The sequence below is a fragment of the Proteiniclasticum ruminis DSM 24773 genome, from assembly GCF_000701905.1.
GTDB classification, from domain to species: Bacteria; Bacillota; Clostridia; order Clostridiales; family Clostridiaceae; genus Proteiniclasticum; species Proteiniclasticum ruminis.
Map to the genome: position 1 here is coordinate 597,163 of NZ_JNKC01000001.1, position 12,599 is coordinate 609,761.

A 12,599-nucleotide genomic window follows, 5' to 3' on the forward strand; every position below is an offset into this window, starting at 1 on the left:
TATCTGATTCTTTTCTGATATATGCCCTGGTTACCTTTACTATAGCACCTCTTTTTGTTATATTTTAAACATGAGCAGTGTATCACTTGATCCACTGCGTTGATCTAATTTTCACGGGGAGGAAAGCAAAAGCAGTGCTTTTGTATGAAACAGCATGATTGAAATCAAAAACGTCACAAAGGTCTATGGCGGTAAAGTGAAGGCCGTGGATAATCTCAGCCTGACACTGAAGCCTGGTGAAATCTTCGGATTTTTAGGGCCAAATGGCGCAGGAAAAACCACCACCATCAAGATGCTTACAGGCATCACCGATCCTGATGGCGGAGAGATTCTCGTAAATGGCATCGACCTGTCTAAAGACCCCATCCGCTATAAGAATCAGTTCGGATTTGTGCCGGACAGTCCAGATATTTTTCTCCGTCTGAAAGGTATTGAGTATCTCAATTTCATGGGCGATATCTATCAGGTGGACAGCAGCCTCCGAAAAGAACGGATCGAAAGCCTCGCAAAACGGTTTGATATGGAGAATGCTCTTAATGACTCCATCTCCAGCTATTCCCATGGTATGAGACAGAAGATCATTCTCATGGGTGCGCTCATCCATGATCCAAGTCTTTGGATTCTAGATGAGCCCATGACAGGACTTGATCCAAAATCCTCTTTCTACCTGAAAGAGATGATGAGAGAGCATGCCGACAAGGGAAATGTGGTCTTCTTCTCCACCCACGTGCTGGAAGTGGCAGAGAAGGTCTGTGACCGAGTGGGCATCATCAATAAAGGAAAGCTTATGTTCTGCGGAACCATGAATGAACTTCGGGCAATGGTCAGTGAAAATGAAGGTCTGGAGCAAATCTTCCTGGAGATGACAAATGATGAAGAATAATCTCATAATTCTCACGAAAACCATGTTCAAGAACGATGAGACCTTAAACAACCTGACCAGTAAGGGCTCCAAAAGTTCTTTCCTGAAATCCAAATGGATGATGATTCTTTTTGTTCTGGGCATTGCAGTTCTCATGGGGCTGTCCTTCGGTTTTATGCTGGCGGACCTATATGATGCTTTGGCCGCTATAGAACTGTCTCATCTCATTCCAAGACTTCTTGTTCCCGCAGCGGGCATCATGGTCTTCATGTTTGGTATTTTTTATGTGATGAATGTGTTCTATTTTTCCAAGGATGTGGAGAATTACCTTTATCTGCCTGTGCAGGCAGGTGAGATTCTAGGGGCAAAATTCCTGGTGTCTCTCATCTATGAGTATTTCATCATCCTTGTTTTCTTCCTTCCTCTGCTTACTGTGTATGGCATCAAGGATGGAAGCGGTATCCTTTACTATGTCTATATGCTGGTTTCTCTTATTCTGATTCCAGTTTTCCCCTTGGTTGTAGCCTCCATCATCTCTATGCTGATCATGAGGTACAGCAGCAAGTTTAAGAACAGAGACCGGTTCAATATGATTGCAGGGATCCTCAGTCTTGTGGTAGCTCTGGGCTTTAACTTCGGACTGCAGTTTTTCACCCAAAGATTCACCGGAGATCCAAACTTGGCCATTGGAGACATATCTGAGCTTCCCGTGTTTAAGATTACTTCCTGGGTATTTCCCACAAGTCATTTTGCCACAGAAGGAATCCTTGCTTACAACTCTTTAAACGGGCTGTTCAGCATTCTTCTCCTTCTTCTGATCACCGTTTTATCCTTCTTCTTGTTCTATGTCTTGGGGAACCTTCTTTACTTTAAAGGGGTCATCGGCATCTCCGAATCCAAGGCCACACGAAAAGCGCTCTCCAAAGAAGAGATGGAAAAGGGTTCAAGAAGAAAGCCCATTCTCTTCTCCTATGCCCTGAAAGAGCTGAAGCTGATTCTAAGAACTCCAGTCTACTTTTTAAACTGCGTGCTGATCAGCCTCATCTATCCCCTGTTCATTCTCTTCCCGTTTCTCATGGGATCTAGAGAGGATAAGGCAGAGCTTGAAAGTGTCTTTACCATGCTTCAGGGATTTGATAGAGGATCCCTTCTTCTTGGAATAGTGGGTGTAGGATTCTTAATGGGTTCCATCAACATCATAGCTTCTACTGCCATTTCAAGGGAAGGCAAAAACCTGTACTTTCTGAAGTACATTCCCGTTCCATACATGACGCAGATCTATGCAAAGATTGTCAGCGCCTTTTATGTGGAAGCGGCAGCGCTGGTGATCTTCTACGGAATTGTTTTTTATCTGTTCCGTATCGATCTCGTATTCTTCGTGCTTTCTCTACTCATCGTCTTTTTGGCTTCTCTAGTGATCAATCAGATTGGGATTTTCCTCGATATCACCTGGCCGAAACTGAACTGGGATACAGAACAGAAAGCAGTAAAGCAGAACTTCAATTCCGTGATCCATATGTTTTTAGGATTTGGTCTGGTAGCCCTTATGATATTCCTTGCAATGAAAGTGCAGGTATCTTTATATGTGGCCTTCATGGCAAGCCTTTTAGGTCTTCTTATCCTTGCACTGCTTTTCCATTTCCTTCTGACCAGGCATGTGGAAAAACGCTTCAAGGCTCTTTCCTGACATGGAGAAAAAGCTGCGTAGAGATCTGATGCTGAAAGGGCATTTCAGAAAAAGAAATAAAGAGGTGTTTGACATCGGCAGCCGCTCCTTCACCATCTCAAAAGAACTGAGAAAACGCTTAAGGATACGCGATGTGCTTCTTGGTTTCTTCACGGTGATTTTTACCTTTCTATATTTCAAAGCAGGAGAAAAATATCAGGACATCCTTCTGAAAGATGCTGGTGGAAAAGTAATCCTGGAAGGAATCAGCTTAAGCTTTATGTTTCTTCTTGCACTTCTTCTGATGTTCTTCACAGTTTCTGCTTTTCTCATTCCAAAGAATCTTCAGGAGCATCTTACGGAGTACGAAGAGACCTTCTACTAAGCACACCAAAACCCAGGCCAAAAGAGACTGAAAAAGTCCTTTTCGCCCGGGTTTTCCTGTTTTTCACCTTTATTTACAAATTCCTCTTGACTGTGAAGCCCCTCGACACCCTACAATAGTGACAAAGAACACCACTGGAGGTACACATGAAGATCAAAGAAATCGAACTGCGCTCTGGCATGGACCGGGCAAACATCAGATATTACGAAAAAGAAGGACTGCTTCAGCCTGAAAGAACGGAAAATGGATATCGGGAATATAGTGAAAAGGATCTCCAGCAGCTGCTAAAAGTACGGCTCCTTCGAAGTCTTCATTTCAGTCTGGAAGATATCAAATCTCTGATACAAAAAAAGACAACGCTCTCCTTCCTTCTGAAAAACCAGATCCGTTATCTGGAGTCTGAAACTGAGGATGTGCTCTATGCAAAATCCCTCTGCGAATCCATTGTTTCAGAAGGCGCCACCTTCGAAACTTTGGATGCTGAGAAGCACCTGGTAAGCATCGAAGAAGCAACCTCGGAATCTTCTTCAGAGTACTTTAATGTTGATTTTGAGATTCCACATGTCTTTGAACCCATAAGACGTTTTGCAGCAAGAACCCTGGACATGGCACTATACGGTACGCTTATTGTATTTCTGAACTATTTCATTCGAGGTGAATATTCTCCAACTGACAGCTTAAGCTACACCTTTCAAAATATCCTCACCATCCTTGTGATGATTATGATCTTGGAGCCCATACAGCTCAAGCTGTTTAAACGAACCTTCGGAAAATGGATCATGGGTCTTTATATAGAAAACCTTAATGGTAGCGCGCTTTCTTATGAGGATTCTTTCAGAAGAACCCTTCATGTCCTTGTTAGAGGTATGGGACTGTTCATTCCTCTGGCCGATCTCATTTCTCTTGGAAGCAGCTTTGACAAGCTGAGAAAAGGTGAAATCCTAAGCTGGGACAGAGGACTTGCTTACAGAATGAAAGACAGAAAAATTTATCGGTATATCATCGCATTTGTGCTCTTTTTCTTCATCAGCATTTCGGTCATTATCATACCATTTTTGCAGAATATCCCCCCTAACACAGGTGCACTGACTGTAGAAGAATTTTCTGAGAACTTCAGATACTACCAGAAGCTTCATGACATGGATTTCGGTAATTATGTGATGAACAATTTTGGAAAGTGGGAAGAGAAAGAGGCGGATGATCGTTTGGAATATCTTCCAGATGCTGTAAAATACCCTCATTTCCGTTTTCGTATGAATGATCATATCGTGAAAGAAGTGAACTTTAGTGTGACTTATGAGGACAACCCGTTCTGGGTTGAAAACTATAGAGATATGATGATTCTAGCAAGTCTCTCCTTCACGAATGCTGATGAGTCCATGAACATTATTGAAAGAGCTCTATTATCTGGTGAGATCATCATGAGATTTTACGCTGAAAACTTCAAGTCACACACCTTCGCTACAAAAAACGTAGAGATCTCCAACATGGTAGAGTACGATGGCTATGAGAAATCCATTGAGATTCTAGAACCAATAAACCGGGAGAGAGAAAATTATTACCATCATGAATTCTTTGTCAGGAGAACAGCACCATAAACCTAATCGTCTTAACAGTAAACTTGAATAAGGATTTCTAATGAGAATCTATTTCGTATGGATGCTTTTATAATTCAACTTCAAATCGTAGTGACTCAACTGCTTAATCATTAGGGGGAACACAATTATGGATATTATTGTATATTTGCTTCTAGAAGGCGTTATTGAAGCAATCTCCTACGCTTCAAAGCCTAAAGAAACCTCTAGAATTGTAACTATTTCAATACTTACTCTGATTATCACGACCATGATGGTATTCCTAATTCTCTCTTACTTGGCAAGAGCTGATCAGGAGAAAATGATTGTATTGCTGTTATTAAGTGGTTTAACCGCTTTCACCGCTTATGATTTTCAAAAGGAAAAGAAAAAACAGAATGCATTTTGATACCAACTGAGTACAACAAAATCCAGGCCAAAAGAGACTGAAAATGTCCATTTAAATCTGGTTCTTACTGTATCATTTAATCTTACCTTTCTTTCAGATGAGGAGATGTAGCGATGAAGCAAAAGAATAAACAAACGAAAAAGGATCTTGCTCTTGATATTCTATATATCTTTATAGGATTTTTCTGGATATATGGAGTTTGGACAAATAAGTTTGTTCAAGATGGAACAAATATCTTTCTTGTATTGATTGGAGGCGCTTTGATCCTTCAAGGTGTTTTCGGAATCAGAAAATACTATTTGCAGAATAAACCATGAAAATGGAGTCGTTTCAAAACTAGGTATCTAGTTTTGAAACGACTCCTTCCTTTTATCTGACAATAAAAATCTAAATTTTTATGTATTACAGAAAAAATGAGTAAATTTCTATTTTGCTCTTAGTATAAGACTTAATATAGATGTTCCCGGAATCTCTTCAAAGTTTATCAAATTATCGGGTTGTCATTTCAATCATTTTTAAAAATTCATCCGTTCTAACTGGAGCATAATCTCTTAATTTGACCCCGGTTGATGCTTGCTGAAATATATGACCTTCTCTTTCGACAAATCTTCCTTGGTATGCACCAACAATATAATATTTCTGGTTATATTGAGTGAGAAACAACACATAGGATAGTTCATCGTTTAAATAAGGGATCCCTCCCAAAACTACTTCATCGCCCCCACCTTCTTCAATAATTTCTATCCTATCACCAGATTTAAGGTTTCCTTTGACTATGGATTGAACTTCAACCATGGTATGTACTTGAGGATATCCATCAAGCATTTCTATACTGTTCCCTAATACATTCACTTTTACTATATCATCAGAGTCAGATGCAATATCCTTTATGCTATTATATATTGTTTGAAGTTCTCCAGGAGTGTCAGGATAAGTTTCTTCAGAATTTATTTTACGAATTGTTTCGTCTGATACATCATACCCTTGCTGTTTTGAACATGCCCCTAAGAAAACCATAAATAACATTGTAAACGTAATTACGAACATTTTAGATTTCATAAATGAGAACCTCCAATAAGTTTTAATACATCCCTGAAAGTACAAAATCGTAAAAATTAAATACTATTAATATATTGACCTAATCCAGGAAACATCATCACTTTGCGGGGTTTTTAGAGACATAAACCGAGCTGAGTATTCATACATTAAAGGTCCGCTTACAAAACATGCTTTATCCCGAAAATATGCCCCTTAATATATGACCTTCGATCTAAATAATAGTGAGTAGTTTTATTTTTTTGCTTTCAGTTCTAAGAGCATTGGGGCCATATTGAGTACTATAGATACCAGCGTCAATGCGGATAACAAAGTCACCATGGTAGGCACCACATCTAATAACGCAGACCAGTCTTCCTTCTCTACCCACTTGAACACAAGTCTGTACTCTGCCCAAAGAGTCGCTGCCGTAAAAGAAAGTCCCATAGCCATCGCAAATTTATACTCCTTACCTTTTTTATACTGATAAAGATTAATAACAGTTGCTGCTGCAGCCATAAGTCCAAATATCATCCACATAATTTTCCTCCAGACATTTTGGTTCTTTTCTATACATTCTACAAGTTCTATACACCGACCTAGGTAAATCTACCTTCAAGTCCTTATTTTTTCATTTCAAACTCATTGGAAACACTGTACACTGCACTCTCATAAAATGGTTTTCCTGGCTCTGATAATATTTTATACATTCTGAATGTCCCTTTTTCTGTCTTTGGCCAGTTATTCAAGTCCACAAGAACAGTAAATTCTTCTCCAGGAAGAATCGTTATGGATTCATCCGCATATCCGACTATTTCAGGAATCTGGTACCAGACTCCATTGATTTTTTTCTCCAGATAGATGAAATGTCCATGTTCCATCTCTATGTCACTTTCATTAGCTAAAACCGCTTCTACTTTCCTTTCTCCTTTTGGGGTAACCGTAAATGTCAGTTCTTCACTGATGACAATGCTCTCTTCTTCGAGGGGGGTAGGATTTAATCCTTCTGTACTTTCAGAGCATCCGGCAAAAGACAGGAAAACGAATAAGGCTATGAGAAAACCAGTTTTTTTCATAACAACCTCCCGATATTTTGATATATTACTAGATTTATTTCTTCTAGATACTATGTTATCAGAACATAAGAACAAATAGTTTACAAAAAAAAACATATATGCAGTAATCTCAAGAAGAAGAGCTGAAGTTAGTATTCCTTCAGCTCTTTATAAAGCTCACGAACCAACTCTTCATTGGAAAAATCATCCATGATTCTGTATAACCTCTGTCCTATACCCTCTTGCCTAAAAAAAGACTGAAACTTCTCCGGCTCTTTTTTCATCATCTCATGAATCTCATTGATTAGGTGCGCAAGAGACGGATCTGGATTCTCACGAAAAAACAGGTTCTGGTTTTGAAGCACAATATAGGCATCCCGGGCAGCCAGAAGACTGGAATACTGCATCATGAGGCTTTCCGGCTCAAGACTCCCAACCTTTCCTATAAATTGGTCGAGATTCTGCTCTACAGTTTCTGTTAACACCTTTTTCGTATGAGTTATTTGGTACTGCAAAAATCCAAAGACGCCAAAAAGGACCATTCCTGCCAGAACCAACCCCAGAACTTTTCTTTTCTTGTTCATACATCCCCCTTTGTCACTGCATCACTACACTGCTTCAAGCAAACGAAAAATCCACATCTTCACTGCTCAATTCTCGAAAAACCAAGGGTTTCCAAAATGCTTTCCAGTGAATAAATGAAATCCTCCTCTGCACCCCAGGACATCTTAAAGAAAACTCCTTGTCCTCCTGCCGAACCGATGATATCCACAAGGATTTCTCCCTCCTGATCCATGAGCACTGCAGTAAGACTGGCCCGATTGGATGAACGCATGAAATATTTTTCAAAAACTAAGGTGTAGACTGTCACGCCATGAAACGTCCTCTCAAAACGCTCCAGAAGCTCCACCGACATCCCTGTCTTCAGCATTTCATCTCTCAGATACTGCACAATCTCTCTGCTGTTGCCTTTTCCTTGCATGGTAATTCTAGCCATTATTTTTTCCTCCTGTCTGCTATAAATTCTGCCACTTTACTGAACTCTGACCGGTCTTCATAAGAAATTCATTGGCCTCACTGAAGGGTTTGGACCCAAAAAAGCCTCTTCTGGCCGATAATGGACTTGGGTGCACTGATTCTATTATTTTATGATGCTTTTCAATAAGTTTTTTCTTGCTGATTGCAGCATTCCCCCACAGAAAGAACACCACAGGCCTTTCCTGTGCTCCCATTTTCTTTATCACATGGTCTGTAAAAACCTCCCATCCTTTTTTCTGATGACTGTTGGCTTTTCCCTTCTCCACCGTCAGCACTGTATTAAGGAGAAGGACCCCTTCTTCAGCCCAGGACAGAAGAGAGCCATGATCAGGGCTCTTTATCGCCAGATCGCTTTCAAGTTCCTTATAGATATTTCTGAGAGATGGTGGAATCTTCTCCCCTTTTCTGACGGAAAACGCAAGGCCCTCTGCCTGATTCTCCCCATGATAAGGATCCTGACCAAGGATAACCACCTTCACCTTCTCCACAGGCGTCATCTGAAATGCGCGGAAAATCTCCTCCTTCTTTGGGAAGACGGTCTTCTCGGTATATTCTTTCTCCAGAAACTGAAGAAGCTTCTGAAAATAAGGTTTCTGAACTTCCTCCTGTAAAAGCTCATCCCAACTGTTTCCAATTCTGATCTCCACGATGTACCCCTTTCATCTACGTATTCTTCACCGGCTTTTCTCCATTGTATCAAACTTTAACAGAATGTTTGTAGGATTCTATCTGAAAAAACTGTATATTCTATAGTATACCCATCTCATCCGAAGGGAGTATCCTATGAAAAACAGACACTTTATCATTGTATCCTTTGATGCCCTGTCCAGCAGGGACCTTATAAACCTTAAGCATCTTCCAGGCTTTCAAAGACTGAAAGAAAACTCTTCTTACTGCTTGAACGTATCCTCTGTTTACCCGAGCCTTACCTATCCCTGCCATACCAGCATCTCCACAGGGATGTATCCAAAAAATCATGGTGTGGAATCCAATACGCTGCTTCAGCTGAACAGAACCTCTCCGGACTGGAACTGGACACGGGATTCCATCAAGGCAGACACCTTCTATGATGCAGCACTACGAAAAGGACTTTCTGTATGTTCCCTGTTATGGCCAGTGGCTGCCAAATCAAACATCACCTGGAACCTTCCAGAAATCTTTGCCAACAGACCCTGGCAGCATCAGATTCCCGTCACCCTGGCCCATGGGACGCCTTCTTTTCTTCTGGACATCAACAGACGCTTTGGCCACTTGAGAAACGGCATAAAGCAGCCTCAGCTGGATCTCTTTGTGGAAGCCTCTGCCCACTATGCGCTGAAGTCCAAAAGACCACAGGTCATGATGATGCACTTTGTGGAGCTGGATGCCATGCGCCACACCTATGGCTATGACTCAGAAGAAGCAGAAACTGCCCTGAAGAGCTATGATATGAAACTCCAGAACCTTTATACTCTGCTTGAAGAAGAGAATCTACTAGAAAACACAACCCTTTTTGTCCTGGGCGACCATGATCAGATTCCAGTACATACAGCCATCCATATGAACAGCATTTTTAAAGACAAAGGATATCTCAGCGTGAAAAAAGGAAAGATCACAGACTATGAGGTGTACTGCCAGAGCCTTGATGGTTCTGCCTACCTTCATTTCGGAAAAGAGGTTTCTGATGAGAGAAAAGAAGAGATCCGCCTTCTTCTCTACAGGCTGCGGGACAGAGAAGATTTTGGTATAGAAGCCGTCTACGGCAAAGATGAGATGCTTTCTCTGGGCGCAGGCAGAAAAGCGGACCTGATGCTGGAAGCGAAGAACGGATTTTATTTTCAGGATGCCCATGACCGGCCTGCACTCTTAAAACGCGATGCGAAAGCTCTGGGAACAGACCATCATGGAAGATCCACCCATGGTTTTGACCCACGGAAAGAGAACTACCAGACTGTCTTTTTTGCTGCAGGAAAAGGTATCCGAAACGGGGTCATCCTTGAAAAGATGAGCCTCGTAGATGAAGGCCCCACCTTTGCCCATGCCATGGGAACGGTGCTCCATGATACCGACGGCAGAATTCTCACAGAGCTCTTTTTGTAGAAGTGAAGAAAGAAGGATGATTTCATGTTCACCATTAGAAAAGCCGCTGTTTCCGACGCAAAAAACTTGGGCATGATTCATGCCCTTTCGTGGAAAAAAGCCTATGAAGGCATCGTACCAAAAGAAATCCTGGATAAGATCACACCAGAGAAACGAGCCCAGTTCTTTAAGAAAGCGCTGACACTGCAGTGGGAAGAGGATTACCTGCTTACAGTAGACGATCTTCCAGCAGGTCTTCTCTGCCTTGGAAAAGCAAGAGATGAGGACTGCAAGGACACTGCCGGTGAAATCTGGGGAATTTATCTTCATCCTGACTTCTATGGTCAAGGCTACGGGAGGATTCTCCTGGAGTACGGTCTTTCGGAGCTTCGACATAGAGGCTTCCTAAGAGCAGTATTGTGGGTGCTGAAGGACAATATCCACGCAATCCAGTTCTATGAGCATATAGGCTTCTGCAAAGAAGGAGCTGAAAAGGACCTCTTCATCGGAAAACCACTAACTGAAGTACGATATAGTATGAATTTATGACCCCAAAGGGAAACGGACCTCCACTTCACAAAGAAGCAGGAAGGTCCGTTTAGGGAAACAGTATATTTAACAAAGGGTAGGGGTATGACTACCCTTTTATGGGAGCTAATCGCTTAGCTTGATAACATTGTAGCATAGAATTTAATATTTGTTAATTAACAAACTTAAGAAGTCGATATTGTACCAAAACTGTACACTTTCTCCAATGGTCTTCCATATTTTCATCCTAATTTCTCCTTAATTGATGCCCATTTTCTTCAGCTTCTGATAGAGGGTATTCCTACCTATTTCCAGTTCTTTCGCCATATTGCTGATGTTCCAGTTGCACCGTTTTCCGGTCTCCAGAATGGCATACTTCTCATAATCTTCCAGCGTCTTCAGCCGGCAGGACATGGCGGCCATGGTCTGTTTGTCTCTCATTTCCTGATAACGGGTCATGAAAATCTCCAGCACATCTTTGAAAAGCAGATCTGCGGTGCACTCCTCGTGGAGGCATCCGTCTGATGCATACACGATGCCCACAACACCAATTGGTTTCTTATGTCCCATGACAGGCAGCGCTAAGAGACTCTCATCCTTGCTTAAATGTATTTTTTTATGTTTCCCGGATTTCAGCACATCCTTCATCGCAATGCTCAGTTCTGGATGCAGCCGGATAAACTCCTCCACCTTGCTTCTTCCAGTTTTGTCATTTTTCAGGTCTTCTTTGGACTCACAAAAGATGGCATTCAGCTTCCGATCGAATACCGCCAGGCTTTCAAGACAGGTAATCTCTTTCAAATCCATGGATATATAGCACATGAGATTCACCATTTCCTGAAGCTTCTGAAGATCATCAGAGCCTTCGAAGTACTCTCTAGCATTCACCACATAAACCACCCCCTTCCCTTTGATAATATATTAACATGTTCTCTTTATCAAGGAAGAATCCTTATCCTTTTAGGGATTTCAGGATTTCGTGATAATGTCCTCTCTTTCCTGAAGAAGTGGTGAAAATTCTCTACTTTTCTTTTGAATTAAGCTATAATGAAAAGAAGTCAAAAAAGACATAAAGGAGTAGATGGATAATGAAAAAAGGCGAAGTCATCAAAAGTGGCATCACCATGGGCACAGGCCTTGCCATGGTCATCAGCTGGAGCCTAAACCAATCGGTGCTTTGGGCCATCATACATGGGCTTTTCAGTTGGGTGTATGTCGTTTATTATCTGCTGTTTCTAAACTGAAGAAGAGGTGTATGAATTGTTCGGAACTGTTGTTAATGCTTTTACCATTCTCCTTGGCAGTACACTGGGGATTGTATTCCATAAGATAATCAATCAGGATATTGCTCACAGTCTGTTTAAAGTTATGGGACTCACAGTAATCTATCTTGGGATCGCTGGTCTTGTGAAGGTGGAAAACCCCATGGTCATCATCTTGTCCATGGCTCTTGGCACCCTCATTGGAGAAGTCATCAATATTGAGAAGAAACTGGAACTTCTCACAGAAAAGATTGAGACCATGGTCAACCGCTACTACAGGGGGAAAATCAAAGATGGCCTCCTGACGGCATCTCTTCTTTTCTGCATCGGCTCCATGGCCATCATCGGCACCATAGAGAGTACCCTTTCCGGAAATCATGATACTCTTTATGCAAAATCCATTCTGGATGGTATCACCTCGGTGATTTTTGCCTCCTCCATGGGTATCGGTGTTCTTTTTTCTGCTTTCTCTGTACTTTTTTACCAGGGAAGCATCTCTCTTCTGGCCACCTTCATCCGGCCTTTGGTCATCGCAGTGCCCGAAACCATTCCCATGATATCGGGAGTCGGCAGCCTCATGATTATGGGTCTTGGAATCAATATGGTGTTCAATCTGAAACTGAAGATCTCCAATATGCTTCCAGCCATTCTGGTTCCCATTCTTTATGCTGTGGGACTCCTCGTTTGGAAGACTGTCATCACCTTTTAACAGCTGAATAGCTCTTAT

Annotated in this window: 17 protein-coding genes; 10 read left to right on the forward strand and 7 right to left on the reverse strand. The window is 41.6% G+C overall.

The window, feature by feature from the left end; all coding sequences use genetic code 11:
* Positions 1 to 154 precede the first annotated feature (154 nt).
* The 6 genes from T487_RS0102870 to T487_RS0102895 all read left to right on the forward strand — a co-directional run bounded on the left by T487_RS0102870 (position 155) and on the right by T487_RS0102895 (position 5,213).
* Complete coding sequence (locus T487_RS0102870; protein ID WP_031573798.1) at positions 155 to 883, forward strand: ABC transporter ATP-binding protein; 729 nt, start codon at positions 155 to 157, stop codon at positions 881 to 883.
* Complete coding sequence (locus T487_RS0102875; protein ID WP_031573800.1) at positions 870 to 2,549, forward strand: putative ABC transporter permease subunit; 1,680 nt, start codon at positions 870 to 872, stop codon at positions 2,547 to 2,549. The genes T487_RS0102870 and T487_RS0102875 overlap by 14 nt, the downstream gene beginning before the upstream one ends.
* 1 nt (position 2,550) lies before the next feature.
* Positions 2,551 to 2,913 (forward strand): hypothetical protein, encoded by a 363-nt coding sequence (locus T487_RS0102880; RefSeq protein WP_031573804.1) that lies wholly within the window; start codon positions 2,551 to 2,553, stop codon positions 2,911 to 2,913.
* 146 nt (positions 2,914 to 3,059) lie between these two features.
* On the forward strand, positions 3,060 to 4,511 hold the full coding sequence (locus tag T487_RS15710) for a MerR family transcriptional regulator (protein WP_051651450.1): 1,452 nt from the start codon (positions 3,060 to 3,062) through the stop codon (positions 4,509 to 4,511).
* A 127-nt stretch (positions 4,512 to 4,638) separates the two neighbouring features.
* Positions 4,639 to 4,896, forward strand: a complete 258-nt coding sequence (locus T487_RS0102890; protein WP_031573807.1) for a hypothetical protein — start codon at positions 4,639 to 4,641, stop codon at positions 4,894 to 4,896.
* A 113-nt stretch (positions 4,897 to 5,009) separates the two neighbouring features.
* Entirely contained in the window at positions 5,010 to 5,213 is a 204-nt protein-coding gene (locus T487_RS0102895; RefSeq protein WP_031573810.1) for a hypothetical protein, read from the forward strand.
* Positions 5,214 to 5,385: 172 nt separating this feature from the next.
* Here T487_RS0102895 and T487_RS0102900 read toward each other — a convergent pair whose 3' ends face one another.
* The 6 genes from T487_RS0102900 to T487_RS0102925 form a co-directional block, all read right to left on the reverse strand.
* Positions 5,386 to 5,955: a hypothetical protein gene (locus T487_RS0102900; protein ID WP_031573813.1), complete on the reverse strand. Its 570-nt coding sequence runs from the start codon at positions 5,953 to 5,955 to the stop codon at positions 5,386 to 5,388.
* Positions 5,956 to 6,186: 231 nt separating this feature from the next.
* Complete coding sequence (locus T487_RS0102905; RefSeq protein ID WP_031573816.1) at positions 6,187 to 6,471, reverse strand: hypothetical protein; 285 nt, start codon at positions 6,469 to 6,471, stop codon at positions 6,187 to 6,189.
* Between the two features lie 83 nt (positions 6,472 to 6,554).
* Positions 6,555 to 7,007: an immunoglobulin-like domain-containing protein gene (locus T487_RS0102910; RefSeq protein ID WP_031573819.1), complete on the reverse strand. Its 453-nt coding sequence runs from the start codon at positions 7,005 to 7,007 to the stop codon at positions 6,555 to 6,557.
* A gap of 128 nt (positions 7,008 to 7,135) precedes the next feature.
* Complete coding sequence (locus tag T487_RS0102915; RefSeq protein WP_031573821.1) at positions 7,136 to 7,570, reverse strand: hypothetical protein; 435 nt, start codon at positions 7,568 to 7,570, stop codon at positions 7,136 to 7,138.
* A gap of 59 nt (positions 7,571 to 7,629) precedes the next feature.
* The gene (locus T487_RS0102920; protein ID WP_031573822.1) at positions 7,630 to 7,983 is read right to left on the reverse strand and encodes a DUF6054 family protein; all 354 of its coding nucleotides are present in this window, start codon (positions 7,981 to 7,983) and stop codon (positions 7,630 to 7,632) included.
* A gap of 19 nt (positions 7,984 to 8,002) precedes the next feature.
* Positions 8,003 to 8,671, reverse strand: coding sequence for a uracil-DNA glycosylase (locus tag T487_RS0102925; protein ID WP_031573824.1), 669 nt, complete (start codon positions 8,669 to 8,671; stop codon positions 8,003 to 8,005).
* 136 nt (positions 8,672 to 8,807) lie between these two features.
* Between T487_RS0102925 and T487_RS0102930 the strand changes: the two genes are divergently transcribed.
* Together T487_RS0102930 and T487_RS0102935 are read left to right on the forward strand one after the other, a co-directional pair.
* Entirely contained in the window at positions 8,808 to 10,103 is a 1,296-nt protein-coding gene (locus tag T487_RS0102930) for an alkaline phosphatase family protein (RefSeq protein ID WP_031573827.1), read from the forward strand.
* 24 nt (positions 10,104 to 10,127) lie between these two features.
* Positions 10,128 to 10,631 (forward strand): GNAT family N-acetyltransferase, encoded by a 504-nt coding sequence (locus tag T487_RS0102935; RefSeq protein ID WP_031573831.1) that lies wholly within the window; start codon positions 10,128 to 10,130, stop codon positions 10,629 to 10,631.
* A 237-nt stretch (positions 10,632 to 10,868) separates the two neighbouring features.
* Here the strand turns inward: T487_RS0102935 and T487_RS0102945 are convergent, their stop codons facing one another.
* Positions 10,869 to 11,501, reverse strand: a complete 633-nt coding sequence (locus tag T487_RS0102945) for a helix-turn-helix domain-containing protein (protein WP_031573833.1) — start codon at positions 11,499 to 11,501, stop codon at positions 10,869 to 10,871.
* A 197-nt stretch (positions 11,502 to 11,698) separates the two neighbouring features.
* Here T487_RS0102945 and T487_RS16600 point away from each other — a divergent pair, with 197 nt between their 5' ends.
* Positions 11,699 to 11,854, forward strand: a complete 156-nt coding sequence (locus tag T487_RS16600; protein WP_169738435.1) for a hypothetical protein — start codon at positions 11,699 to 11,701, stop codon at positions 11,852 to 11,854.
* Between the two features lie 16 nt (positions 11,855 to 11,870).
* The gene (locus T487_RS0102955) at positions 11,871 to 12,581 is read left to right on the forward strand and encodes a DUF554 domain-containing protein (protein WP_031573836.1); all 711 of its coding nucleotides are present in this window, start codon (positions 11,871 to 11,873) and stop codon (positions 12,579 to 12,581) included.
* Positions 12,582 to 12,599: the final 18 nt, after the last annotated feature.

Excerpts from the sequence above, each read along its gene's own strand:
- T487_RS0102880 (WP_031573804.1), top strand. The coding sequence starts at position 2,551 with ATGGAGAAAAAGCTGCGTAGAGATCTGATGCTGAAAGGGCATTTCAGA.
- T487_RS15710 (WP_051651450.1), top strand. The coding sequence starts at position 3,060 with ATGAAGATCAAAGAAATCGAACTGCGCTCTGGCATGGACCGGGCAAAC.
- T487_RS0102905 (WP_031573816.1), bottom strand. The coding sequence starts at position 6,471 with ATGTGGATGATATTTGGACTTATGGCTGCAGCAGCAACTGTTATTAAT.
- T487_RS0102875 (WP_031573800.1), top strand. The coding sequence starts at position 870 with ATGATGAAGAATAATCTCATAATTCTCACGAAAACCATGTTCAAGAAC.
- T487_RS0102915 (WP_031573821.1), bottom strand. The coding sequence starts at position 7,570 with ATGAACAAGAAAAGAAAAGTTCTGGGGTTGGTTCTGGCAGGAATGGTC.
- T487_RS0102935 (WP_031573831.1), top strand. The coding sequence starts at position 10,128 with ATGTTCACCATTAGAAAAGCCGCTGTTTCCGACGCAAAAAACTTGGGC.
- T487_RS0102920 (WP_031573822.1), bottom strand. The coding sequence starts at position 7,983 with ATGGCTAGAATTACCATGCAAGGAAAAGGCAACAGCAGAGAGATTGTG.
- T487_RS16600 (WP_169738435.1), top strand. The coding sequence starts at position 11,699 with ATGAAAAAAGGCGAAGTCATCAAAAGTGGCATCACCATGGGCACAGGC.
- T487_RS0102870 (WP_031573798.1), top strand. The coding sequence starts at position 155 with ATGATTGAAATCAAAAACGTCACAAAGGTCTATGGCGGTAAAGTGAAG.
- T487_RS0102895 (WP_031573810.1), top strand. The coding sequence starts at position 5,010 with ATGAAGCAAAAGAATAAACAAACGAAAAAGGATCTTGCTCTTGATATT.
- T487_RS0102910 (WP_031573819.1), bottom strand. The coding sequence starts at position 7,007 with ATGAAAAAAACTGGTTTTCTCATAGCCTTATTCGTTTTCCTGTCTTTT.
- T487_RS0102930 (WP_031573827.1), top strand. The coding sequence starts at position 8,808 with ATGAAAAACAGACACTTTATCATTGTATCCTTTGATGCCCTGTCCAGC.
- T487_RS0102900 (WP_031573813.1), bottom strand. The coding sequence starts at position 5,955 with ATGAAATCTAAAATGTTCGTAATTACGTTTACAATGTTATTTATGGTT.
- T487_RS0102890 (WP_031573807.1), top strand. The coding sequence starts at position 4,639 with ATGGATATTATTGTATATTTGCTTCTAGAAGGCGTTATTGAAGCAATC.